The 22,989-nt window shown below is 71.9% G+C and carries 24 protein-coding genes; 7 read left to right on the forward strand and 17 right to left on the reverse strand.

Going from position 1 to position 22,989, the window contains the following annotated elements; all coding sequences use genetic code 11:
• Positions 1–46: 46 nt before the first annotated feature.
• Positions 47–733 carry a TetR/AcrR family transcriptional regulator gene (locus tag DQE82_RS03950; RefSeq protein ID WP_113972034.1) on the forward strand — a complete coding sequence of 229 codons (687 nt, stop codon included), beginning with the start codon at positions 47–49 and terminating at the stop codon, positions 731–733.
• A gap of 7 nt (positions 734–740) precedes the next feature.
• Here the strand turns inward: DQE82_RS03950 and DQE82_RS03955 are convergent, their stop codons facing one another.
• The 7 genes from DQE82_RS03955 to DQE82_RS03985 all read right to left on the reverse strand — a co-directional run bounded on the left by DQE82_RS03955 (position 741) and on the right by DQE82_RS03985 (position 7,636).
• Entirely contained in the window at positions 741–2,333 is a 1,593-nt protein-coding gene (locus tag DQE82_RS03955) for a hypothetical protein (protein ID WP_147265121.1), read from the reverse strand.
• Positions 2,334–2,391: 58 nt separating this feature from the next.
• Entirely contained in the window at positions 2,392–3,360 is a 969-nt protein-coding gene (locus DQE82_RS03960; RefSeq protein ID WP_113972036.1) for an NAD(P)/FAD-dependent oxidoreductase, read from the reverse strand.
• A 106-nt stretch (positions 3,361–3,466) separates the two neighbouring features.
• Positions 3,467–4,126 (reverse strand): rhomboid family intramembrane serine protease, encoded by a 660-nt coding sequence (locus DQE82_RS03965; RefSeq protein WP_043326624.1) that lies wholly within the window; start codon positions 4,124–4,126, stop codon positions 3,467–3,469.
• Positions 4,127–4,229: 103 nt separating this feature from the next.
• Positions 4,230–4,913 carry a transglycosylase SLT domain-containing protein gene (locus DQE82_RS03970; protein WP_043326625.1) on the reverse strand — a complete coding sequence of 228 codons (684 nt, stop codon included), beginning with the start codon at positions 4,911–4,913 and terminating at the stop codon, positions 4,230–4,232.
• Between the two features lie 231 nt (positions 4,914–5,144).
• A complete protein-coding gene (locus DQE82_RS03975) occupies positions 5,145–6,554 on the reverse strand; it encodes a PhoH family protein (protein ID WP_113972037.1) in 1,410 nt (469 codons plus the stop codon).
• 318 nt (positions 6,555–6,872) lie between these two features.
• Entirely contained in the window at positions 6,873–7,298 is a 426-nt protein-coding gene (locus DQE82_RS03980) for a hypothetical protein (protein ID WP_064447659.1), read from the reverse strand.
• Positions 7,295–7,636: a hypothetical protein gene (locus DQE82_RS03985; protein WP_064447658.1), complete on the reverse strand. Its 342-nt coding sequence runs from the start codon at positions 7,634–7,636 to the stop codon at positions 7,295–7,297. Before DQE82_RS03985 ends, DQE82_RS03980 begins: the two co-directional genes overlap by 4 nt.
• Positions 7,637–7,900: 264 nt before the next feature.
• On the opposite strand from DQE82_RS03985, the gene DQE82_RS03990 reads away from it, so the two are divergent.
• The 3 genes from DQE82_RS03990 to otsB all read left to right on the forward strand — a co-directional run bounded on the left by DQE82_RS03990 (position 7,901) and on the right by otsB (position 9,752).
• Entirely contained in the window at positions 7,901–8,341 is a 441-nt protein-coding gene (locus DQE82_RS03990; protein WP_069087134.1) for a helix-turn-helix transcriptional regulator, read from the forward strand.
• A gap of 163 nt (positions 8,342–8,504) precedes the next feature.
• Entirely contained in the window at positions 8,505–8,858 is a 354-nt protein-coding gene (locus tag DQE82_RS03995; protein WP_013284062.1) for a hypothetical protein, read from the forward strand.
• Positions 8,859–8,927: 69 nt separating this feature from the next.
• Positions 8,928–9,752, forward strand: a complete 825-nt coding sequence (otsB, locus tag DQE82_RS04000) for a trehalose-phosphatase (RefSeq protein WP_043326635.1) — start codon at positions 8,928–8,930, stop codon at positions 9,750–9,752.
• Positions 9,753–9,854: 102 nt separating this feature from the next.
• Here the strand turns inward: otsB and DQE82_RS04005 are convergent, their stop codons facing one another.
• From DQE82_RS04005 to DQE82_RS04020, 4 genes are read right to left on the reverse strand one after another with little or no spacing between them, the layout of a single operon-like run.
• Positions 9,855–10,625: an isoprenyl transferase gene (locus DQE82_RS04005; RefSeq protein WP_043326637.1), complete on the reverse strand. Its 771-nt coding sequence runs from the start codon at positions 10,623–10,625 to the stop codon at positions 9,855–9,857.
• A 31-nt stretch (positions 10,626–10,656) separates the two neighbouring features.
• Positions 10,657–11,817, reverse strand: a complete 1,161-nt coding sequence (locus DQE82_RS04010) for a geranylgeranyl reductase family protein (protein WP_043326640.1) — start codon at positions 11,815–11,817, stop codon at positions 10,657–10,659.
• A gap of 36 nt (positions 11,818–11,853) precedes the next feature.
• Positions 11,854–12,699, reverse strand: coding sequence for a hypothetical protein (locus DQE82_RS04015; RefSeq protein ID WP_113972038.1), 846 nt, complete (start codon positions 12,697–12,699; stop codon positions 11,854–11,856).
• Between the two features lie 40 nt (positions 12,700–12,739).
• Positions 12,740–14,581, reverse strand: coding sequence for a phosphoenolpyruvate carboxykinase (GTP) (locus DQE82_RS04020; RefSeq protein WP_113972039.1), 1,842 nt, complete (start codon positions 14,579–14,581; stop codon positions 12,740–12,742).
• A gap of 491 nt (positions 14,582–15,072) precedes the next feature.
• Here DQE82_RS04020 and DQE82_RS04025 point away from each other — a divergent pair, with 491 nt between their 5' ends.
• Both DQE82_RS04025 and DQE82_RS04030 read left to right on the forward strand, forming a co-directional pair.
• A complete protein-coding gene (locus DQE82_RS04025; RefSeq protein ID WP_043330644.1) occupies positions 15,073–15,609 on the forward strand; it encodes a GtrA family protein in 537 nt (178 codons plus the stop codon).
• A 62-nt stretch (positions 15,610–15,671) separates the two neighbouring features.
• A complete protein-coding gene (locus DQE82_RS04030) occupies positions 15,672–16,364 on the forward strand; it encodes a GtrA family protein (protein ID WP_043326646.1) in 693 nt (230 codons plus the stop codon).
• Positions 16,365–16,427: 63 nt separating this feature from the next.
• On the opposite strand, the gene DQE82_RS04035 is transcribed toward DQE82_RS04030, so the two are convergent.
• Positions 16,428–16,997: a PH domain-containing protein gene (locus tag DQE82_RS04035; RefSeq protein WP_043326648.1), complete on the reverse strand. Its 570-nt coding sequence runs from the start codon at positions 16,995–16,997 to the stop codon at positions 16,428–16,430.
• 142 nt (positions 16,998–17,139) lie between these two features.
• Positions 17,140–18,012 carry a biotin--[acetyl-CoA-carboxylase] ligase gene (locus tag DQE82_RS04040; protein ID WP_043330645.1) on the reverse strand — a complete coding sequence of 291 codons (873 nt, stop codon included), beginning with the start codon at positions 18,010–18,012 and terminating at the stop codon, positions 17,140–17,142.
• A 72-nt stretch (positions 18,013–18,084) separates the two neighbouring features.
• Between DQE82_RS04040 and DQE82_RS04045 the strand changes: the two genes are divergently transcribed.
• A complete protein-coding gene (locus DQE82_RS04045; protein ID WP_043326650.1) occupies positions 18,085–19,668 on the forward strand; it encodes an acyl-CoA carboxylase subunit beta in 1,584 nt (527 codons plus the stop codon).
• Between the two features lie 43 nt (positions 19,669–19,711).
• On the opposite strand, the gene DQE82_RS04050 is transcribed toward DQE82_RS04045, so the two are convergent.
• From DQE82_RS04050 to DQE82_RS04065, 4 genes are all read right to left on the reverse strand, one after another.
• A complete protein-coding gene (locus DQE82_RS04050; RefSeq protein WP_069087138.1) occupies positions 19,712–20,584 on the reverse strand; it encodes a hypothetical protein in 873 nt (290 codons plus the stop codon).
• A complete protein-coding gene (locus tag DQE82_RS04055; protein ID WP_113972040.1) occupies positions 20,577–21,077 on the reverse strand; it encodes a SigE family RNA polymerase sigma factor in 501 nt (166 codons plus the stop codon). Before DQE82_RS04055 ends, DQE82_RS04050 begins: the two co-directional genes overlap by 8 nt.
• Positions 21,078–21,139: 62 nt before the next feature.
• Positions 21,140–22,123, reverse strand: coding sequence for a ketopantoate reductase family protein (locus DQE82_RS04060; RefSeq protein WP_113972041.1), 984 nt, complete (start codon positions 22,121–22,123; stop codon positions 21,140–21,142).
• Positions 22,124–22,172: 49 nt separating this feature from the next.
• Positions 22,173–22,916 (reverse strand): M50 family metallopeptidase, encoded by a 744-nt coding sequence (locus DQE82_RS04065; protein ID WP_069087140.1) that lies wholly within the window; start codon positions 22,914–22,916, stop codon positions 22,173–22,175.
• Positions 22,917–22,989: the final 73 nt, after the last annotated feature.

The following is a 22,989-nucleotide window of genomic DNA, read 5'->3' on the forward strand; positions in this document are numbered from 1 at the left end:
TGCTCTCTCTTTTGATTGCCGCTCTCATCCGTGGCAGAGTGAGGGCATGGTCGCTCCCTCACTGCGCGCCCGGGTCCGCGCCGGAATGATCGAAGAGATCAAGACGGTGGCCCGCCGCCACCTGGACACCGACGGCGCGAACCTCTCGCTGCGCGCGGTCGCCCGGGACCTCGGCATGGTCTCCTCGGCGATCTACCGCTACTTCCCCAGCCGAGACGACCTGCTCACCGCGCTGATCCTGGAGGCGTACGACGCGCTCGGCGACGCGGTGGAGGCGGCCGACGCCGCCGCCGACCAGGCCGACCTGCGCGGACGCTGGCTCGCCGCCTGCCGGGCCGCCCGCGCCTGGGCGCTGGCCCACCCCGCCGAGTACGCGCTGCTCTACGGCAGCCCGGTGCCCGGGTACGCAGCCCCCGACGAGACCATCGTGCCGGCCCAGCGTCCACCGCTGACGCTGATCGGCATCCTGCGCGACGGGCTGGCCACCGGCCGGCTCGCCCCGCCCGACCAGGAACTGCCCGAGCCGCTGCGCGGCGACGTGGCCGAACTGGTCGAGCAGATCGGCATGGACGTGCCGCCCGCGCTGCTGGCCCGCGGCATGGCCGGCTGGACCCAGCTGTTCGGGCTGATCAGCTTCGAGCTGTTCGGCCGGATCAACCGGGCGCTGCCGCACCGCGACGAGTACTTCGACCACCAGATCGGCCTGATGGCGGACCTCATCGGCCTGCCCTGACGCCGGGTCAGCCGGGCCGCGAGCCGTCCACCGGGACCGCCGGCGGGTACGGCGGCTCGTACGGCGGTCGCCACGGCCCGATCAGCCGGGCCGCCCGCCAGCCGAGCAGCAGCCCTGGCACCGTGCCGAGCACGGCGAGCACGACGGCTGTCCCGGCGTACACCGGTCGGCCGTGCAGCCATCCCACCATCGCCGCCCCGGCCAGCGCCGCGGTGAGGCCCGCGGCGGCCAGCACCTCGGCGACCCACCGGCCGGGCGCCGCCCGCAGATCGCGCGAGACGAGGGTGAGCACCGCGGCGCCCAGCAACAGCGGCACGACGACCAGCGGAGCCAGTCTGACCAGCGTGGTGTTCTCGCTCGTCCAGACCGCGAACAGCAGCATCGCGATCAGGACCTGGAGCGCGCCCTGGAGGACAGGCAGCGACGAGCCGTGACCGGACGCCCGTCCGGCCCCTGTCCGGGCGACCAGAAGCACCAGCACGACCAACGCCGGCACCAGCAGCAGCGCACGGACCGTGTCGTCGTAACGGTCCCCCGGCGAGATCATGCCCAGCGGCGGCGGCTCCCCTTCCCACCGGCCACCCGGGAAACCGATCCGCTGCCACCTGCCGGCGACGTCACGCAACGCGAAACCGTCCCGGGCGTTCGCCACCAGCACCACGTGTCCGCCACCGGGGACGTCGAGTACGGCGAGGTCCTGACCGGTGATCCGTTTCCCGTCCGGCCCGGCCTCCTCGTAGCGGGCCTTCAACAACTCCCGCTGCTTCTCGGGGATCTCCCAGGACAGTCGCCAGGTCCGTCCGGCGTCGTCGCTCTCCTCCACGCGGATCCGGCCCGACGCCACCCGGTAGCAACGCTGGGGCGTGGCGGCAACGCACACCGGGTGGTCCGGTCCGATCCTGGTCGGCACGCGCTTCCACAGGGCCTCCTGCTCGGCGTCCACCGGGTCGCGCCACGTGACGCCGGCGTCGTCGCTGATCCGCCACCAGGTGGGGATGCCCTCCTCCGCCGACATCGGGCCGGTGGCGGCGCCGGCGGCCAGCCGACCGTCGACCACCTTGGTGGCGACCGCGTCGGGGCGCTCGATCGGGCTCGTGGCCGCCACCGCGACGAGCGCCGCCGGCAGCAGCACGACCAGCCGGACCAGCCGGGCGGCTCGGTGCCCCACCGGGTCCCGCCGTGCCGCCTTCCACGTCCACGCGGCCACCGCGAGCGCCGGCAGGGTGAGCAGGTCGGTCCGGTCGGCCCGGATCAGCGACGGCCCGCTCACCACGCTCCACAGGCCGGAGGCGGCCGTCGCGGCGTACCCACTGCTCTTGACCAGCGCGAAACCGGCACCGACCGAACCCAGCGCGAAACCGGCGACGGCCCGGGGCCGGAGCCCGGGCACGACCAGCGTCACCAGCACCGCCACCAGCGGCGGCGCGAGCACCAGCCCGGCGACGTCGCTCAGCTTGCCGGTCACCAGGCCCGGAAAGGCCGCCTTGAACACATGGTCGTTGAGCACCAGCACGATCAACGAGAGCACGGTTCCCGGATGACCCAGCCAGGCGAGCGAAATCCGGGCACCGTCGGGTGCTGTCGACTCGGAGGGGCGCATCCGTCCATCGTGGGCGCGGACAGTCGCGCTCCGGCCACGGAACGGTGAGGATGCGGCGTCAGGTGCCGTCGGAGGAGTGACCGGGGAACAGGTGCGCGGTCGGGTCGATGACGACAGCCGCGTTGTTCACAGCCGTGGCCGCCTCGCCGAAGCCGGTGGCGATCAGGCGGACCTTGCCCGGATATTCGGTGATGTCACCGGCGGCGAACACCCGGGGCAGGTTGGTGGCCATCGCGCTGTCCACCACGATGTGCCGCCGGTCGATGTTCAGCCCCCACTCGGCGAGCGGGCCGAGGTCGGCGGTGAAGCCGAGCGCGGCCACCACCGTGTCGACCGGCAGCGTCTCCGCCTCGCCGCCGCGTACGGTCAGCTCGGCGCCGGTGACCGTCTCCTCGCCGTACAGGCGGCTCACCTCGGCGTTGACGACGATCCGCACCGGCAGCGCGCGGACCCGCTCGATGGTGGCGGCGTGCGCCCGGAAACGGTCCCGCCGGTGCACGAGCGTCACCGACCGGGCCAGCGGCGCGAGCGTGGCGGCCCAGTCGAACGCCGAGTCGCCGCCACCGACGATGAGCACGTGCCGGTCGGTCAGCTCGGCCGGCTGCGGCACGAAGTAGACGATCCCGCCGCCGGTGAAGCTCTCCGCCACCGGCAGCGGCCGGGGCGTGAAGCTGCCGAGCCCGCCGGTGACGACCACCGCGCCGCAGCTCAGCTGCTCACCGCCGGCCAGGCCGAGCACCGGCCGGCCGTCGAGGTAGGACAGCTTTTCCGCGCGTACGCCGAGCTGGTAGTCGGGGTGGAACGGCGCGGCCTGGGCGACCAGGTTCGCCACCAGCTCGCGGCCCTTGATCGCGGGGAAGCCGGCGACGTCGAGGATCAGCTTCTCCGGGTACATGGCGGTGATCTGACCGCCCGGCTCGGGCAGCGCGTCGATGACCGACACGGAGAGCCCGCGGAATCCGGCGTAGTAGGCGGCGAAGAGCCCGGCGGGACCGGCCCCGATCACGGCGACATCGACCTCGCGCATGGCTCACCGTCACTTTCCGCTTCGGGATCAACCCTCGCTGATGCCGAAACGGTAGGCGGGCGGGTGGCCGCGGGCAAGCATGTCCCGGGGTCTGATCAACGCGCCGTCAGGGCAGCGTCATCCTCGGTGAGCCGAGGTGGTCGGTGTCGCCGGTGTCCCTGCGGCGGCGGAACAGGATCGCCGCCACGACGCCGCCGAGCAGCCCGAACAGGTGACCCTGCCAGGAGACGCGCTCGTCGGTGGGGAGGATGCCCAGCAGTTGCCAGCCGTAGAGCAACCCGACGAGCAGGCCGACGGCGAAGTTCCACCAGCTCCGCTCGACGACGCCCCGGGTGAGCAGGATGCCGAGGTAGCCGAAGATGACGCCGCTGGCGCCGACCACCACCGAGTTGGGTGAGCCGGTGAACCAGACGCCCAGGCCGCTGACCAGGATGATGACGGCGGTGGACCAGAGGAACCGGCGGGTGCCCGCGGCGAGCACGAACGTGCCCAGCAGGATCAGCGGGATGCTGTTGCTGTAGAGGTGGTTCCAGCCGGCGTGCAGGAACGGCGAGAAGAAGACACCGTCCAGGCCCTGGATCCGCTGCGGGATGATGCCGGCGGTGTAGTCGAGGCCGAGTCGCAGGCCGACGTCGAGCGCCTCGATGAGGAACAGCACCGGCACGACCGCGCACATGGCGACGAAGGCCCGGCCGAGCGCCGCGTAGAACGCATCGGTGCCGAACCGGTGAGGGTCGCCGCCGCGTGGGCTGTCAGGCCAGGTCACCTACCAAGAGCTATCAGTAAAAGTGGCGGGCCGCCAGTCGGGGCCGGGTACGACGACGGCGGGGCACCCGGTTCCGCCCGGGTGTCCCGCCGTCGTCACGACGTCAGTACCAGCCTGAACTCTGCGACTTCTGCCAGGCGCCGCACGGGGTGTCGTACCGGCCCTTGATGTAGCCGAGACCCCACGTGATCTGGGTCGCCGGGTTCGTCTTCCAGTCGTCCGCGACCGAGGCCATCTTGCTGCCCGGCACGGCCTGCGGGATGCCGTAGGCCCCGGAGGAACTGTTGGACGCCTTCGGGTTCCAGCCGCTCTCCTTGGTCCAGAGCTTGTCCAGACACGGGAACTGGTCGATGCCGAAGCCCTTGTCGAGCATGACGGCGCAACCGATCTTCCGGTTGCCGCTGTACTCCGCGCACGAGGACGGGATCGGGCCGTCGTACGGCTTGATCTTCGTCTCGCTCTCCGCCGCCTCCCGTTCCTTCTTGCGGGTGGCGGCGGCCGCCTCGGCCTTCTTGGCCCGCTCGGCGGCCTCCTTCGCCGCCGCGGCGGCACGCAGCTTCGCCTGGTACTCGGCGGCACGCTGCCGGGACGAGTCCACGCGGTGGTCGGACAGCCGTTCGCGCTGGTACGCGTACTCCGCCTGGTCGACCTCCAGGCCGACCTGCGCGGTCAGGCCCTGCTGCTGGGTCTGGCGATCCTCGCCCAGATAGAAGCCGCCGGCCACGCCCACGGAGAGCAGTGCCACAGCGGCGGTGCGGGCGCCGAACCGGCTCCACAGCCGACTCACGAAGTTTCCCTTCGTCGGGGGCAGGGACGCGGCACGCGTGGCCTACCGGGCCGCGCCGAGGTGCCGCGAGCGCTCCGGTACCGGTGTGACTGCGGGGCGTACATGGCTCCCGAGTGGTCGGTGACGCTCGATGGACACCATTGCGCACAGTGAGGCCGGTGGGAAATGGCCGGGCCTAAAAGTGATCTGCGTCACCCTAAAAATCAGGACAAATTAGGGCAAAAGCGGCGGTCAGCCGGGGATGTCCTCCAGTAGATCGGTGACCATAGCGGCGATCGGAGAACGCTCCGATCGGCTGAGCGTGACGTGCGCGAAGAGGGGATGCCCCTTCAGCGCCTCGATCACCGCCGTCACCCCGTCGTGCCGGCCGACCCGCAGATTGTCCCGCTGCGCCACGTCGTGGGTGAGCACCACCCGCGACCCCTGACCGATCCGGGACAGCACGGTGAGCAGGACGCCCCGCTCCAGCGACTGCGCCTCGTCGACGATGACGAACGCGTCGTGCAGGCTCCGGCCGCGGATGTGGGTCAGCGGCAGCACCTCCAGCAGCCCGCGCGAGGTGACCTCCTCCAGCACGTTCTCGTGCACCACCGAGCCGAGCGTGTCGAAGACGGCCTGCGCCCACGGCGACATCTTCTCCGACTCCGACCCGGGCAGGTAGCCGAGTTCCTGGCCGCCGACCGCGTACAGCGGACGGAACACGATCACCTTCTTGTGCCGGCGCCGCTCCATCACCGCCTCCAGGCCGGCGCAGAGCGCCAGCGCGGACTTGCCGGTGCCGGCCCGGCCGCCGAGCGAGACGATGCCGATCGACTCGTCCAGCAGCAGGTCGAGCGCGACCCGCTGCTCCGCCGAGCGGCCGTGCACGCCGAACGCCTCCCGATCGCCCCGGACCAGCCGGACCGTCTTGTCCGGCAGCACCCGGCCCAGCGCCGAGCCGCGCCCCGAGTGCAGCACCAGACCGGTGTGGCAGGGCAGGCCCGCCGCGGCGTCGACGTCGAGCGTCTCGCCCGCGTACAGCCGGCCGATCTCCTCCTCGGACAGGTCCAGGTCGGCCATGCCGGTCCAGGTCGGATCGCTGGCCTGGCCGTGGCGGTACTCGTCGGCGCGCAGGCCGACCGAGGCCGCCTTCACCCGCAGCGGCATGTCCTTGCTGACGAGCGTGACCTCACGCCCCTCGGCGGCCAGGTTGAGCGCCACGGACAGGATGCGCGCGTCGTTCGACTCGTTGCGGAAGCCGGGCGGCAGCACCCCGTCGTCGGTGTGGTTCAGCTCCACCCGCAGCGTGCCGCCCTGCTCGTTGGCGGGCACCGGCCGGTCCAGCCGGTCGTGCCGTACCCGCAGCTCGTCGAGCATGCGCAGCGACTGACGGGCGAACCAGCCCAGCTCGGGGTGGTGCCGCTTGCCCTCCAGTTCGGAGATGACCACCAGCGGCAGCACCACCTCGTGCTCGGCGAAGCGGTGGAACGCCGCCGGGTCGGAGAGGAGGACCGAGGTGTCCAGGACGAAGGCCGGGCCGGCTGGTCGGGGCTCCTCGGCCTCGACAGCGGCGCTGCGGCGGCTGCGGGTGGTCCGGCGGGTCTGGGCGGTCGAGGCCGGGGTCTGCTGCTCGGCTCCGGCGGGGGTACGGCGAGTGGTCACAGGCCTGCTCCGCGGATGGGCACCCGGCCACCCGAGTTCCGCCTCTTCCGGTGCCCGGAGGACACGGGGTCGGATGCGGGCCCCGTGTGCGAGGACGCAGGTCCGGGCTGTCCGGCTGGCCCGGGAAAACCCCGCGCCATGCCTAGACGCTAATCGCCGCGGGGCCGCGGGGCTAGAGGTGCGCGTGGATCATCGCGTGCCAGTCGCCGGACGTACACCTGTTCGGGTGACGGGCGGACCGGAACCGGCCGGGATGCATGCCCCCTGCGCGCATCCCGGCCGGTCGCCCACGGGCGGCACCGCGTCGCGGTGCGGGCCTCAGCCCGGCCGCCGCGCCAGCGTGCCGGCCCTCGGCCCGGCGCCGGCCGCGCCGAACGACGATCCGGTGTACGTGGTGCCCGCCCGCCCCACCGCGCCGAGCTGGGCGGTGGCGGTGACCCGGACGGCCGGGGCGGAGCCGGACCGCACGGCGACAGCGGCCGGTACGGCGGTGCCGGCGAACGGCACGGCCGAACGCCCGGCCGACGTCACCACTGTCGCGCCGGGGGCGGACAGCGCCGAGGCGATCGCGGCCTGGGCATCTCGACGGCGACGGTTCCAGGCGCCCCGGTCACCGTCGAAGTAGCCCTGCCGGTAGCCGAACCGGTAGCCGATGCGGTAGCTCAGCTGCCCGTGCAGGCGACCGGCCGCGTAGCAGGTGGAGCCGAGCACCAGGACGAGCACCACGGCGAGAAAAGGGGTCATCGCTCGTCCGTCCCGGGGAGTGGGTCGACCACCAGCAGGCGTTCCAGGTCGTCGGTGCTGACCTCCTCGACCAGCTCGACGCTGATCCGGCAGCCGTCGAGGATCACCTCGGCCACCGACGCCCGGCGGATCTCGCCGCCGGAGTCGTAGACCCGCACGCTCAGCTCGGGGCAGCCGAGGTGGGTACGCCAGGCGTCCCACTCCCCCCGGTCGCCGACGCTGAGTGAGAGATACCGGCACCCGCGGGCGAGATAGAGACGCCAGGGGGCGCTCAGCCCGGCGGACACGCCGTCCGCGATCAGCCCGAAGGCCTGGGCACGGGTCGCGAGCTCGGTCACGAGACCCCCTCGGCACCCGCGGAGTGACGCATGTGAGCACTCGTCGTCTCAAGCACGTGACACACCGTAAGTTGTCTCATGAGCGTGACAGTATCAGCTTTTCAGACCTTTGCCGCCGTACTCGTGTCCATCTATTCTGCCCAGGTGACACCCCTCAGGAGCAGCACTGGATCGTTTACCGGAAAACCGCGATCACCGTCACGTCAGCGTGACAGCAGCGTGCCGAGACCGCCCGACGGGACCGACTGGCCGTACCGTCACGGGGTGACCGAGACGGCCAACGCGCGGAAGATCGCCTTCGCCACCTTCGTCCGACGTGCGCTCGACGACGCGCGAGCGCTGCGGGCCTGGAGCGGCACCGAGGTCTCCCGGCGCACAGGCGTCTCCCGCCAGACCATCAACCGCTGGGTCCGCGGCGACTGGGCCAGCGACCCGGAGGCCGAGCGGGTGGTCGCCTTCTGCGAGGGCCTCGGGCTCGATCCGGCCGCCGCCTTCACCGCGCTCGGCTGGGACCGCGCCGCCGGCCCACGGGCCACGCCCATCCCACCTCCGATGGACCCGGACGTGGAGGCGCTGCTGCGCCGGCTGGTCGACCCGACCGTGTCGGACGCGGAGAAGTTCCACATTCGAGAAACCATTCGTTACCTCGCATATCGCCCGACACTGCCGGGCGGTGTCCGAAATAGGGGGAAACAGGCCGGGTAGTTCCTCAGATGGCGAAAGAACGGAAGGTCAGACCCGATCGTTTCGCCTCGGGGACGGATCGGACCCGCTAGCGTCCACGTTTGTACTGCTAGGGGCTCGTCATCGGCGGGGGGACGGGACACAGCCGAACCCAGCCCTGCGGGACAGAAGGAGGGGTCTGTCCATGACCCTGAAATGGTTGGCAGTCGTGGTCGCGGTGGTGTCGCTGACATCGTGCGTGACCGGCAACGTGGTGGTCGGCGTACTGGACGGCGGGCAGCTTCCCCTGGTCGTCAACCTCTTCGCGCTCACCACGGCCGGCACCGCGGTGATCCTCGCCGTCGTCGCCGAGCTGCACGATCGTCTCAACGACCGGGTCAGCGCGCTCACCGAGTTCCTGGTGGCGCGGCTGAACGAGATCGAGGCGCACACCGGCGACCGCAACACCGGCTTCGTGGAGGGCTACCTGCTCAGCCACGGGCAGGAGGCGGCAGTGGTGCCGTTCGGGCGCCGGGGACGGGGAGCCGCCGAACGCTGATCCCCACGACGTTCCCACGTCACATCTCGGCCACGAATACGCCGCCCGGCGCGGGGTACGCTGACGCGCGTGCCGCCGTTGAATCTGGGCAACCAGCAGCCGAAGACCCCGTTGAACGCGGAGCACGCCTGGCGTGCGACCGCCGATCGCGCACGGGACGTCGTTCTCTTCTTCGACTTCGACGGCACGTTGGCGCCGGTCGACGACGACCCCACGGCCGTCCGGCCCGCGCCCAACGTGCTCACCGCGCTGGAGGCGCTCGCCCCGCACGTGCGGCGGATCGCCATCGTCTCCGCCCGGCCGGTGGACTTCCTCCGCGACCACCTCGGCGGCCTCGCCGGGATCGACCTGTACGGGCTGTACGGCCTGGAGCACAGCCACTCCGGCGGTGAGACGGTCACCGAGCCGGCCGCTCTGCCGTGGGTGCCCACCATGTCCGAGCTGGCCGAGCAGGCCCGCGCCGAGCTGCCGCCGGGCGCGCTGGTCGAGTACAAGCGGCTCTCCGTCGCGCTGCACTGGCGTACCGCCCCGCAGCTCGGTGAGCTGGTGCAGGAGTGGGGCCGCGCCCAGGCCGAGCGGCTTGGCCTGCGCGCCCAGCCGGGCCGGATGGTGCTGGAACTCAAGCCCCCCGTCGACCGGGACAAGGGCATGGTGATCGGCGAGACGGTCCGGGACGCCGGCGGCGCCTGGTACTTCGGTGACGACGTCTCCGACATCAAGGCGTTCGCCGCGCTGCGCGCCCGCGCCGCCGCCGACCCCGGCTTCCTCGGGGTCTGCGTCGCCGTGGCCAACCCGGAGACCGGGCACGAGGTGGCCGACGCCGCCGACCTGACCCTGGACTCCCCCGCCGCCCTGGCCGAGTTCCTCACCGACGCCCTGCGCCACCTGACCTGACCCCGCTCTTCCGCGTCGATCTTGCACTTGCCGCCCCGACAAACGGGGACGAAAGCCGCGCACGCGGGGCCGGAAGTGCAAGATCGACGGGGAGGCGGGGGGTCAGGTGCCGAATCGGCGCTGGCGGGTAGCGTAGGAGCGCAGGGCACGCAGGAAGTCGACCTTGCGGAAGTCGGGCCAGTTCAGCTCGCAGAAGTAGAACTCCGAGTGCGCGCTCTGCCAGAGCATGAAACCGGAGAGTCGCTGCTCGCCACTGGTCCGGATGATCAGATCCGGGTCCGGCAGCCCCTTGGTGTAGAGGTGCTCGGAGATGTGGTCGACGTCGAGCGAGGTGGCCAGCTCCTCGAGCGTGCCGCCGTTCGCGGCGTGCTCCGCCAGCAGCGAGCGGACCGCGTCGGCGATCTCGCGCCGCCCGCCGTACCCGACCGCGATGTTGACCTGAGCCCCGCCGTCGCGGTCCCGGGTGCGTTCCTCGGCGGCCTTGAGCGCGGCGGCGTGCTGCGCCGGCAACACGTCGAGCGCGCCGACCATCCGCAGCCGCCAGGGGTTGCCCTCCTCGGCCAGCTCCGTGGTGAGGTCCTCGATGATCTGGAGCAGTGGGTCCAGCTCGGCGGCCGGGCGGGAGAGGTTGTCGGTGGAGAGCAGCCACAGCGTGACGTGCCCGACACCGGCCGCGTCGCACCAGCGGAGCAGCTCCTTGATCCGCTCGGCGCCCATCCGGTGGCCGTCGTTCGGGTCGACGAAGCCCATCTCCCGGGCCCATCTGCGGTTGCCGTCGCACATCACGCCGACATGCGCGGGTACGGGCTTGCCCGCGAGCTTCGCCGTCAGCCGGCGCTCGTACACGGAGTAGAGGAGTTTCCGCAGAGTCATCACCTTGCAGGGTAGCGACCCGTGAGAAAGATCAGTGTCTCGGTGGCGTATCAGCCGACGGCGAGCCGGTCCGGCGCGGTCGCGGCACCTCAGCGGCGATTGCCGCGAGCGTGCGGGCGTCCAGCCGCCCGTCGCCGAGCCCCAGCTCCACCACGGTGCGGTAGACCCGCTCGTCGCGCCCGGCCGCGCCGACCACCGCGTCGACCACCCAGCGCCGACGCGCCAGCCAGGCCGCCGCCGAGCTGTGCCGCAGGTGGGTGCCGAGCCGGGCGCGCAGCGCGGCGGCGTACCCCCGGGCGGCCTCGGCCGGACTGCCGGCCGCCGCCGCGCCGGCCAGCGCCCCCGAGCGCAGCGCGTAGAAGATGCCCTCGCCGGTGAACGGGTTGATCAGCGACAGCGCGTCCCCGGCCAGCACCACCCGGCCCCGCCCGGGCGCCGGCCGGTGGGTGGACAGCGGCAGGTGGTGCGCGCGCAGGCCGGTCACCGTGGCCGGGTCGACTCCGGGCAGCAGCGCGGCCATCCGGTCCAGCAGGTGCGCGCGGCTGAGCGGCTCGCCGCGCAGCACCTCCCCGTACCCGACGTTCGCGCGACCGTCACCGATCGGAAAGACCCAGGCGTACGCGGGCCAGCGCGCCGCCGAGGTGACGATGAGCTGTTCGGGCGGCCCGGGCGGGGCCGGCGCGTAGCCCCGGATGGCGAGCGCCAGGTGCCGGTCCGGGTTGACCGGGTGCCCGAGCGCGCGCCGGACCACCGAACCGGCGCCGTCCGCGCCGACCAGCGCCCGCGCGGACAGCTCACCGTCGAGCACCACCCGGTCGGGAGCGATCTCCACCCGGCGTACGGTGTGCCGCCGCAACTCCGCGCCGGCCGCCACCGCCGCCGCCACCAGGCGTGCGTCGAACACCTGGCGGGGCACCGTGTACGCGGGCCGGGGCAGCGTCCGGGCGACGGTGCCGCCACCGGGTGCTACCAGGCGCAGCGCGGGCAGGGGCGGGTAGCCGTCGACGGCCCCGGTCACGCCCAGCTCGTCGAGGACGTCCAGCGCGTGCGCGGCGATGCCGTCCCCGCACGCCTTGTCGCGGGGGAAGTCGGACCGGTCCAGCAGCAGCACCCGCGCCGCCCCGGCCCGTCGTGCGCCGAGCGCGGCGGCCGCTCCCGCCGGCCCCGCCCCCACCACCACGACGTCCCACACCCCCTCATCCTCCCCTGCCGGCCCCCACCCCGGGCATCAACGGGACCGGGTGGCCCGGTACAGCGACCAGACGCAGAGGGCTGCCGCCGTGACCAGCGGGGCGCCGTCGCGGATCAGGCCGTCGGCGCCGAGCAGCCACCAGCACAGGGGCAGGTCGATCGCGAGGACGCCGAGGGTGACGGCCACCAGGCCCTTCCGCGCCCACGCCTTGTCGCGCAGCAGGAACGCGGTGCAGAACAGGACGGCGTAGCTGACCGCGATGCCGGCGCCGAACCAGAAGATCAATGCCGGTACGGCGGCCAGCCGCCCGTCCAGCACGGCACCCGTCGCCACCAGCGCGGGCACGAGCATCAGCGGACTGTAGGTGAACGCCGCGACGCGGGCGGTGAGCAGCCAGCCGTTCGCCTGTGGACGCTTCGGCGTCATCTCCCGCCAGGCGATCGTCCCGCCCTCGACGACCAGGCCCTTGCGGTGCCGGACCAGGTGCGCGCGGATCGCCTCGGAACGGTAGAGCAGCACCACCACGGCGACGCAGAGCGCGGTGAGCACGGCGAACCCGACCAGGCCGGGCAGCGCGGGCACCCCCTGCCGGGGCACGATCAGCCGCCCGACCGCGAAGATCGTGGTCACCGCCAGGATCAGCCCGAACGGCCGGGCGCCCACCCGGCCCTTGTTCACCTGCCCGATCAGCAGCAGGAAGCCGAGCGATCGGAGCATCGCCCAGCCGGTGCGTACGGCCAGACCGAACTCCTGCTCCGGGGCGTACCAGTAGTTGAGCAACTCGACCACGACGGTGGCCGCCGCGGTCACGGCGAGCAGCGTGGTCAGCGCCCGGACGGCGGACGGCCGCCGGACCTCGACAGGTTCAGCGGCCGTCCTCATGGCATCCGATGTTGCCCGGCGCAGGCAACAGGCACACCTGTTACTTCTGCGGCTCCGCGTCGAGGCGGGCGCGCAGCGCGTCCAGCTCGGCCCAGAGCACGCCGGGGAGCTTGTCCCCGAACTTCTCGAACCACTCGGTGACCAGCGGCAGCTCGTTGCGCCACTCGTCCGCGTCGACCTTCAGCGCGATCCGGACGTCCTCCGGGGTCATGTCCAGACCCTCGACGTCGAGCGCGTCCTGCGCCGGGACCATGCCGATCGGCGTCTCCACCGCCTCGGCCCGGCCCTCCAACCGCTCGATGACCCACTTGAGCACGCGGGAGTTCTCGCCGAAGCCCGGCCAGAGGAAGTTGCCCTCGGCGTCCTTGCGGAACCAGTTGACGTAGTAGATCTTGGGCAGCTTGGCCTCGTCGCCGTCCGCGCCCTTGCCCATCTCGATCCAGTGCCGGAAGTAGTCGCCGGCGTTGTAACCGATGAACGGCAGCATGGCCATCGGGTCACGACGCACCACGCCGACCGCGCCGGAGGCGGCGGCGGTGGTCTCCGAGGAGAGCGTGGCGCCCATGTAGACGCCGTGCACCCAGTCGCGGGCCTCGGTGACCAGCGGGATGGTGTCCCGCCGACGGCCGCCGAACAGGATCGCGTCGATCGGCACGCCGTTCGGGTCGTAGTAGTCGTCGGCCAGGATCGGGCACTGGGTGATCGGGGTGCAGAAGCGGCTGTTCGCGTGCGAGGAGAGGTTCTCGCTCTCCGGCGTCCAGTCGTTGCCCTTCCAGTCGATCAGGTGCGCCGGCGGCTCACCCATGCCCTCCCACCAGATGTCGCCGTCGTCGGTCAGCGCCACGTTGGTGAAGATGGAGTTGCCGCGGTCCAGCGTCCGCATGGCGTTGGCGTTGGTCTTCCAGTCGGTGCCGGGGGCGACACCGAACAGGCCGTACTCCGGGTTGATCGCGTAGAGGCGGCCGTCCTGGCCGAACCGCATCCAGGCGATGTCGTCGCCGATGGTCTCGACCTTCCAGCCCGGGATGGTCGGCTCCAGCATGGCGAGGTTGGTCTTGCCACAGGCGGACGGGAAGGCGCCGGCGATGTGGTAGACCTTGCCCTCCGGCGAGGTGATCTTGAGGATCAGCATGTGCTCGGCCAGCCAGCCCTCGTCGCGCCCCATCACGCTGGCGATACGCAGCGAGTAGCACTTCTTGCCCAGCAGCGAGTTGCCGCCGTAGCCGGAGCCGAAGGACCAGATCTCCCGGGTCTCCGGGAAGTGCGAGATGTACTTCGTCTCGTTGCACGGCCAGGCCACGTCCTGCTGACCCGGGGCCAGCGGCGCGCCGATCGAGTGCAGCGCGTGCACGAAGTCGGCGTCGTCGCCCATCGCCTCCAGGATCGCCGACCCCATCCGGGTCATGATCCGCATGGAGGCGACCACGTACGGGCTGTCGGTGATCTCGACGCCGAACATGGGGTTCTCGGCCTCGATCGGACCCATGCAGAACGGGATGACGTACATGGTGCGCCCGCGCATGCTGCCGCGGTACAGCTCCGTCATCGTCCGCTTCATCTCGGCCGGCGCCATCCAGTTGTTGGTGGGGCCGGCGTCCGCCTCGTCGACGGAGCAGATGAAGGTGCGCTCCTCCACCCGGGCGACGTCCGTGGGGTCGGTACGCGCGTAGAACGAGTTGGGCTTCTTCTCGGGATTCAGCCGGATGAGGGTGCCGTTTGAGACGAGCTCGTCGGTGAGGCGGCGCCACTCCTCATCAGACCCGTCCACCCAGACCACGCGGTCGGGGGTGGTCAGTTCCGCGACCTCACGTACCCAGGCCAGCAGCTTGGGGTGGGACGTCGGGGCCTGATCGATACCCCGAACAGCAGCCGGAGCAACCATGTCACTTCTCCTTGTGGTCGACGCTGACCGATCTATGGGGTGCACGAGTTCTGGCGGGCAAGTACGCCGCCTCGTGGAAACCTGGGATTGGGCTCAGCGTAAACCGGACTGCCTCGCCAGTCAGTGGGACTGGTTGTGAAGAACTGCACAAGGTACGGCCACGCTGCGGCTTCACGATCTGATACCCGCTTTCGCGCGCAGTTTCACGCAAATCCTGCGGTGAACCTTCGACGGCCCGCTCCGCCCCCGGAGTGACCGCGACGCCCGATCGCGGGGAAGCGTACGAACATGTCGTGAAAGACGATTCCGTGATGGGCTCCACAGATTCACACAGCGGGTTACCCTCTGCTCACGGACATCGAGAACGGGCGACAGATCCCCGACCCGGGCGGCCCGGCCGCGAGGGCCACGACGAAGCCGTCGTGGCCGACTCGCCGTTGCGGTCCGCCCGTGTACCCCACAACCGGTACTCTCGGCGGGTGGCCGCGACGATGACCGGGGACCAACCGGGGGCTCCGCAGACCCGTCGGGGTCCGATCGGAGCACTACTCGACCGTTTCGGTCACCTGATCCACGAGTTGAGCAAGTTCGCCACCGTCGGCGGCTTCGCCTTCGTGGTCGACTTCGTCCTCTTCAACTTCCTGTCCAGCGGCCGGGACATGCCGCCGCTCGCCGCGAAGACCATCTCCACGGTGATCGCGGCGACCGTCGCCTTCCTCGGCAACCGGTTCTGGACCTGGCGGCACCGGCAGCGCTCCAACCCGGCCCGGGAGTACGCGCTGTTCTTCTTCTTCAACGCGGTCGGTCTCGGTATCGCGGTGGCAAGTCTCGCGGTCAGCCACTACGGGCTGGGCGCGGTCTGGCCGGCGGTGTTCCAGACCCCGCTGGCCGACAACATCGCCAGCTTCATCGTCGGCACCGGCCTCGGGACGCTCTTCCGGTTCTGGTCGTACCGACGGTTCGTCTTCGTCGACGCGGGAACACCACCCGTTCCGGCAACGAGCCACGACCGAGAGTCCGGGGCGTGACGAACCGCCCATCCCGACCCGCCGGGCCGAGCCGGCCCAGCCCACTGCCTAAGGTGTTCCGCATGCCTGGAGTCCGTCTGCTGCCCGAGCGCTGGCAGAAGTTCATCCACGAGGCGCTCAAATTCGGCATCGTCGGCGGCATCAACACCGTCATCAATTACGCGGTGTTCAATGCCCTGGCACTCACGGTTTTCCGCGACGGTCAGCTGAAAGCGACTGTGATCGCGACGATTGTCGCCACGATCACGTCGTATCTGATGAATCGTCACTGGACGTACCGGGATCGGCCGAAATCGGCACTCCGGCGGGAATACGTCCTGTTCTTCCTTTTCAACGGCGCCGGCCTGGTCATCGAACTCGGCGTCCTGGCCCTGGCCAAGTACGGCCTCGGCGTACACGGACTGCTGGCGCTGAACGTCGCCAAGACCATCGGTGTCCTGCTGGCGACGCTGTTCCGCTTCTGGTCCTACCGCACGTTCGTCTTCCAGCCGGTGCCCAAGCACGCCGAGGAGACCTGGCACTCGGTGCCGCGTGACGAGTGGGACAACGTCGCCGAGATGGACCCGGTGGCCGAGCTGGCCGAGTCGGTGAGCGAGCTGGAGGAGGAGGAACCTCCCCCGGGCGCCGGGCGACCCGACTACGCGCCGCCCCGGGGCCGTCCGGCACCTGCTGACGCCGGGCTCGGCGGCGCGCTCGGCGCCGACCTGGACGCCGAATTCGCCGCCGAACTCCAGCCCCGCCGCGCGCGCCGCTGACCGACGAAGAGGGCCGGCACCTCCGTTTCCGGGGGTGCCGGCCCTCTTCGGTCGGCGGCGCGGTCAGGGCTGGTCGCGCAGGGACTTGCCCTCGGCCATGTCGGCGAGGATCTCGCGCATCTCGTCGTCGCCCAGGCTGTGCTTGTCGTGGTGCGCCTCGACCAGCTCGTACAGCTTCGTCTGCACCCGGTCCACGCCCGGCACGTCGTGCAGCACCGACTGGCCGCGCTCACCCGCCGACTCGATGGTCAGCGTGCCGCAGCCGAGCAGCCGCTCCACGAAGCGCTGGTTCATGGCGTGGTCGTTGATCCGGGTCAACGGCAGGTCCCGCCGGTTGCGCGACAGCACCCCCTGCTGGAGCAGGACGCGCTCGTTTGTGAACAGGTAGTGCGTGGTGCGCCAGACCAGGAACGGCCACAGAGCCAGCCACAGCACCAGCGCCAGGGCGACCACCGCGAGGGCGTAGAGCGCGATGGTGCCGCCGCTGCCGTCGGGCAGCAGAATCCAGCCGGCGACGACCGCCGCGACGGCGAGCACGAGCACCAGGACCGGCCGGATCAGGGCCTTCCAGTGCGGGTGCAGGTGCAACACGACGTGCTCGTCCTCGGTGAGCACGTCTTCGGGGAACGCCACGGGGGAACCTCCTCGCAGAACAGGACGCGCTGACCGTAACCGGTCGGCGCATCCCGTCGGCATCGGCCGCGCGGGCGGCTGCCCGTGGTTGTTAAGAGGGGGCCCTTCCTCTACCGGAGGCGTTAAGAGGGGGCCCTTCCTTTCACCGCAGGTGCAGCACGTCTCCCGCGGCCAGCCGCAGCGTCTCGGCATTCGTCTCCACCAGGAGCTGCCCGTCGGCGTCCACCCCGGTCGCGGTGCCGTGCGCCTCGCTGCCGTCGGGCAGCAACACCCGCACCTGGCGACCGATGGTGGCGCACCCGGCCAGGTACGCCTCGCGCAGCCCACTGGCCTCCGCATCACCTCCGGCGTCACGCCAGCGCTCGTACCAGTCGGCGAGCGAGCGCAGCAGCGCCCGCAGCAGCGGGTCCCGGTCGGTGGCGGTGGCGCCGGCGAGCTGGAGCGAGGTGGCGGGCAGCCCGGTCGGGTTCTCCGGCAGCTCGTCGGCGCGCAGCGTCACGTTCAGCCCCACACCGACCACGATCGCGGGCGGCCTGTCGTTCTCCCCCGGCACCGCCTCGGCCAGCACGCCGGCGCACTTCGCGCCGTCCACCAGCAGGTCGTTGGGCCACTTCAGCCGCGCGTCCAGCTCGGCCAGCAGGCGTACCGCCTCGACCAGCGCGACACCGGCGAGCAGCGGCAGCCACCCGTACCCGGTGACCGGCACCGGCGCCCAGCCGCGCTCGGGGACCGCCTCGCCGGGCCGCAGCAGCACGCTCGTGGCGAGACCGGCGCGCGGCGGCGACTGCCAGACACGGCCCCGACGGCCCCGGCCGGAGGTCTGCCGCTCGGCGACCACCACCAGGCCCTCCGGCTCGCCGCCCCGCGCCGCGGCCACCGTGTCGGCGTTCGTCGAGCCGGTCTCGGCCAGCAACTCCAAGCGTCGCCAGGGCCCGTTCGGCGCGACCAGCGCGCGCCGCAGCCGGGCCGCGGAGAGCGGCGGTCGGTCCAGATCCGTGTACGGCGAGCCGGGCATCACGCCAGCCTACGGCCCGGATGAGGCGTACTGCACAGCCTCAGACACCTGAACCATCGTTATATTCCACGGGTGACTACCGAGACCGGGTTCAACATCCACACGACCGCCGGCAAGCTGGCGGACCTGGAGCGACGGCTCGACGAGGCGGTGCACGCCGGGTCGGCACGCGCGGTCGAGAAGCAGCACGCGCGGGGCAAGAAGACCGCCCGCGAGCGGATCGAGATGCTCCTCGACGAGGGATCGTTCGTCGAGCTGGACGAGTTCGCCCGGCACCGCTCGACCAACTTCGGGCTGGAGAAGACCCGCCCGTACGGGGACGGCGTGGTGACCGGCTACGGCACCGTGGACGGCCGGCAGGTCTGCGTCTTCTCGCAGGACTTCACCGTCTTCGGCGGCTCCCTCGGCGAGGTCTTCGGCGAGAAGATCGTCAAGCTGATGGACCTCGCCATGAAGATCGGGTGCCCGGTCGTCGGCATCAACGACTCCGGCGGCGCGCGGATCCAGGAGGGCGTCACGTCCCTCGGGCTCTACGGCGAGATCTTCTTCCGCAACGTGCGGGCCAGCGGCGTCATCCCGCAGATCTCGCTGATCATGGGCCCGTGCGCGGGCGGCGCCGTCTACTCCCCGGCGGTCACCGACTTCACCGTCATGGTCGACCAGACCTCGCACATGTTCATCACCGGCCCCGACGTGATCAAGACGGTCACCGGCGAGGACGTCGGCATGGAGGAGCTGGGCGGCGCCCGTACCCACAACACCCGCAGCGGCAACGCGCACTACCTCGGCACCGACGAGGAGGACGCGATCGAGTACGTCAAGGCGCTGCTGTCGTACCTGCCGTCGAACAACCTGGACGAGCCGCCGGTGTTCGACGCGCCCGCGATCCTCGACGTCACGGATGAGGACCGGGAGCTGGACACGCTGATCCCGGACTCGGCCAACCAGCCGTACGACATGCACCGGGTCATCGAGCACGTGCTCGACGACGGAGAGTTCCTCGAGGTGCAGCCGCTGTACGCGCAGAACATGGTGGTCGGTTTCGGTCGCGTCGAGGGGCGCCCGGTGGGCGTGGTGGCGAACCAGCCGATGCAGTTCGCCGGCACACTCGACATCGCCGCGTCGGAGAAGGCGGCCCGGTTCGTACGCACCTGCGACGCGTTCAACATCCCGGTGCTCACCTTCGTGGACGTGCCCGGCTTCCTGCCCGGCACCGGCCAGGAGTGGGACGGTATCATCCGGCGCGGCGCGAAGCTCATCTACGCGTACGCCGAGGCCACCGTCCCGAAGGTCACAGTCATCACCCGCAAGGCGTACGGCGGCGCGTACGACGTGATGGGCTCCAAGCACCTCGGCGCGGACCTGAACTTCGCCTGGCCGACCGCACAGATCGCGGTGATGGGCGCGCAGGGCGCGGTGAACATCCTCTACCGCTCGGAGCTGGCGAACGCCGAGGACCCGGCCGCGGTCCGGGCCGAGAAGATCGCCGAGTACGAGGACACGCTCGCCAACCCGTACATCGCCGCCGAGCGCGGCTACGTGGACGGCGTGATCCCGCCGCACGAGACGCGCGTGCAGATCGTGCGGGCGCTGCGGGTGCTGCGGACCAAGCGCGAGACGCTGCCGCCGAAGAAGCACGGCAACATCCCGCTGTAGTACGTCGGGTGCCCCCGCCGCCTCGGTGGCGGGGGCACCGGCGTCAGCAGCCCGGGTTCGTGGCGCGGCACAGCCGCTCGGCCGCGACCCGGGCCAGGTCCCGCAGTGTCACCTCGTCGCCGCCCGGTCCGGTGCTCAGCACCGTGACGAGGTCACCGACCCGCACCACCACCTGCTCCTTCGGCGGGGTCCCGTCACCGAGCCGCGCCCCGGTGTCCAGCCGCCGGCCCTGCCCGACGGCGTGCCGCACGAGCACCGACTCGTCGCCGGCGAAGCCGCTGTCGACCGTCTGCCAGGAGTGGACGACCTCCGCCTGGACCCGCTTGCCCTTCAACTCCACCGGACCGGTGAACCGCCACGTGCGGCAGGGCGCGAGCAGCGCGGGCAGCTCGTCGAAGAGCCGCTCGCCGTCCTGCGGCGCCAGCCGGTGCACATCCTGCAGGACCACCGCCTGCGGGGCCGACTGGTCACCGGCGCCCGGCCGCTTACGCAGGAGGGTCACCGACCGCGAGTAGCGGGACTTCACCCACTCCGTCCGCAGGCCCTGCTCCTGCCGGCAGACCTCCAGCATCTTGTCCAGCTGGATCTCCTCGTCGAGGCCGGAGTCGTTCCACGGCGTGGTGCCGGCCGGCCGCACGTCGGACGGTTGCAGCAGCGCCTCGGCGGGCACCTCCGTGGCGCTCCACGGTGTCGCCGACGGATTGGCGGCGACCGGGGCCCGCGCCGGTGAGGCGGCACGCCCGGAGGCCACGAACGCGGCCCCGGAGGTGAGTGCGAGCACCGCCACCGCCGCGGCGGCCACCGTGCGGCGGCTGCGGCGCCGGGCACGTGCCCGCAGCTCGGCCGGTTCCGCCCAGCGGACGTTGCGCAGGTCCCGCTGCATCACGTCGATGAACGCCAGGTCGTCGTCACGCATCGGCGGGCTCCTCCAGATCCACTACCGCGAGCAGTTCGGCCAGGGCGGCTCGGCCCCGGGACAGCCGGGCCTTGACGGTGCCGACCGGGGCATCGGTCTCCCGGGCCACCTCGGCGACCGGCATGCCGAGCAGGTAGTACAGCGCGAGAGCGACGCGTTGTTCCTCGGGCAGCCGCCGCAACGCGGCCACCACCTCGACCGTGTCGGTGCTCGGCGCCGGCATGCTCTCCTCGGCGCCATGGCGCAGATAGGCGCGCGCCCGGCTGCGCAGGCTGCGCCAGCGGCTCACCGCGATCCGGCTCGCCACCACCCGCACCCATGCCTCCGGGTCGTCGTATCCGCGCACTGTGGACCACCGCTGCCAGGCCCGGATGTACGCCTCCTGCACGGCGTCCTGCGCCTCGGCGAGGTCGCCGGTGAGCACGTAGACGAAGCCGAGCAGCCGCTGTCGGCTGCCCCGGTAGAACTCGTCGAATCCGTCGACGTCCGGCACCTGCTACCTCCCGAGTGACGGTCGCAGGGGACACGCCTGGCGTGCCTGGTGCGGTTGCCCGCTCAGCCGATCATTTTCTCGAGTTCGCCGAGCGGGAAGCCGCCGGCCGGGATCCGGTCGCGGACGGCCCGGCGGACGGCGGTCTGCACCACCGCGTTGGCCGGGGTGGGTACGCCGTGCAGGCGCCCGAGCAGCACGATCTCGCCGTTGAGGTGGTCGGTCTCGACCGAGCCCGCGCCCCGGGCCAGGCTCTGCCAGGTGGAACCGCCGGAGCGCTCCTCGCCGCCGACGGGCCGGTGCGACACCAGGTCACCGCGCTCGGCGGCCTCCTCCTCGACTGTGGTGTGCGCGATGCCGGCGGCGGCGAGCGCCGCCTCGCCCTCGGCGCGTACCCGCTTCGACAGGGCTTCGGGCACGTCCCGGCCGAGCAGCGCCTGGAGGCCGTTGCCGAGGTTGGCGAGCAGCTTGCCGTACTTCCAGCGCATCACGTCGTCGCGCACCGGCGCGACGAACCCGGCGGAGGTCAGGTCGGCGGCGACCGCCCGGCTGGTGTCGTCGGCGCCGCTCGGGTAGCGGCCGATGTGCAGCATGCCCGGGTGCGGATGCCCGTTGGCGACCACCAGGCCCGGTTCCAGGTGGGTGGCGGGCAGCCACACGCACACCGGGTGTACGCGGGCGAAGCGCCGCAGCGCGGCCGGCTCGTTCGCCACGCCGTTCTGGGCCAGCACGACCGGCAGCCGTTCGCCCGCCGTTCCGCCGCCCTCGACCGGCGCGTCCGCCCACGCCGTCAGCGCCGCCACGGTGTCCTGCGACTTCACGGTGAGCACCAGCACGGTGTCGGCCGGCAGGGGCGGGCCGTCCGGCCCGGCCACCGCCGGCAGCCGGCCGGTGACCTCCCGCTCCGGCGTGCGCAGCGTCAGACCCCGCTCCCGCAGCGCGTCCAGATGCGCGCCGCGGGCCACGAGCGTCACGTCGTGGCCGGCGTCGGCCAGGAGTACGCCGATGGTGCCGCCGACCGCGCCCGCTCCGATGATCACATATCGCACGGGTCCGATTCTGCCCCTATGTGGCCTCGCCCGCCGGATACGCCGCTTGTCAGGCGGTGAGCCCCGCGTCGGCCAGGATCGGACCGGCCAGCAGCAGCGCGCCGACCACCAGCGCGCCCACGCTCACCAGCAGGAACACGCCCACCCAGAACAGCGCCGGGAACGGCGTGAGCCGGGCGAGCTGGTCGGCGTCGGACTGCGGCATCCGGCCCCGGGCGCGTTGCCGGTGCAGCTCGAACACCGGTCGTACGCCGCCGAGCAGCAGGAACCAGACCGACGTCCAGGCGAACGCGGCCTGCACCTCGGGCGAGGTGTACCAGGAGACGGCGAGCACCACCCCGCCGGTGACAAGCAGCGAGAGCACGCCGAACAGGTTGCGGATCATCACCAGCATGGCGAGCAGCAGCGCCACCGCCAGCCACAGCAGCAGCGTGATCCGGTTCCCGGCCAGCAGCCACGCGCCGCCGAGGCCGAGCAGCGACGGCGCGACGTACCCGGCGAGCAGCGTGAGGATCATCCCGGGCCCGGTGGGGCGGCCGGCGGAGAGCGTCAGCCCGGAGGTGTCCGAGTGCAGCCGGATGCCGTGCAGCCGGCGGCCGGTGAGCAGCGCGACGAGCGCGTGGCCGCCCTCGTGCGCGATGGTGACCGCGTTCCGGGCGATCCGCCACGGCAGCCGGGTGGCGACCACGGCGAGCGCGACCACGGCGGTGAGCACCACCAGCAGCGGCGGCGGGTCCGGCTGGGCGCTCGTCAGCGTGTCCCAGAGCGTGGTGAGGCCGTCGATCAGGGGCATGGGCGGGGAGCCTACCGGCCCGAGCCGTGTCGTTCGACCGGCCGAGTCTCATAGAGTGTGAGACTGATCGGAC

Origin of the sequence: Micromonospora sp. LHW51205 (assembly GCF_003315815.1) — a bacterium.
GTDB lineage: Bacteria > Actinomycetota > Actinomycetes > Mycobacteriales > Micromonosporaceae > Micromonospora > Micromonospora chalcea.

Excerpts from the sequence above, each read along its gene's own strand:
- DQE82_RS03950 (WP_113972034.1), top strand. The coding sequence starts at position 47 with ATGGTCGCTCCCTCACTGCGCGCCCGGGTCCGCGCCGGAATGATCGAA.
- DQE82_RS03955 (WP_147265121.1), bottom strand. The coding sequence starts at position 2,333 with ATGCGCCCCTCCGAGTCGACAGCACCCGACGGTGCCCGGATTTCGCTC.
- DQE82_RS03960 (WP_113972036.1), bottom strand. The coding sequence starts at position 3,360 with ATGCGCGAGGTCGATGTCGCCGTGATCGGGGCCGGTCCCGCCGGGCTC.
- DQE82_RS03980 (WP_064447659.1), bottom strand. The coding sequence starts at position 7,298 with ATGACCCCTTTTCTCGCCGTGGTGCTCGTCCTGGTGCTCGGCTCCACC.
- DQE82_RS03995 (WP_013284062.1), top strand. The coding sequence starts at position 8,505 with ATGACCCTGAAATGGTTGGCAGTCGTGGTCGCGGTGGTGTCGCTGACA.
- DQE82_RS04005 (WP_043326637.1), bottom strand. The coding sequence starts at position 10,625 with ATGACTCTGCGGAAACTCCTCTACTCCGTGTACGAGCGCCGGCTGACG.
- DQE82_RS04015 (WP_113972038.1), bottom strand. The coding sequence starts at position 12,699 with ATGAGGACGGCCGCTGAACCTGTCGAGGTCCGGCGGCCGTCCGCCGTC.
- DQE82_RS04020 (WP_113972039.1), bottom strand. The coding sequence starts at position 14,581 with ATGGTTGCTCCGGCTGCTGTTCGGGGTATCGATCAGGCCCCGACGTCC.
- DQE82_RS04025 (WP_043330644.1), top strand. The coding sequence starts at position 15,073 with ATGACCGGGGACCAACCGGGGGCTCCGCAGACCCGTCGGGGTCCGATC.
- DQE82_RS04030 (WP_043326646.1), top strand. The coding sequence starts at position 15,672 with ATGCCTGGAGTCCGTCTGCTGCCCGAGCGCTGGCAGAAGTTCATCCAC.
- DQE82_RS04040 (WP_043330645.1), bottom strand. The coding sequence starts at position 18,012 with ATGCCCGGCTCGCCGTACACGGATCTGGACCGACCGCCGCTCTCCGCG.
- DQE82_RS04050 (WP_069087138.1), bottom strand. The coding sequence starts at position 20,584 with ATGCGTGACGACGACCTGGCGTTCATCGACGTGATGCAGCGGGACCTG.
- DQE82_RS04065 (WP_069087140.1), bottom strand. The coding sequence starts at position 22,916 with ATGCCCCTGATCGACGGCCTCACCACGCTCTGGGACACGCTGACGAGC.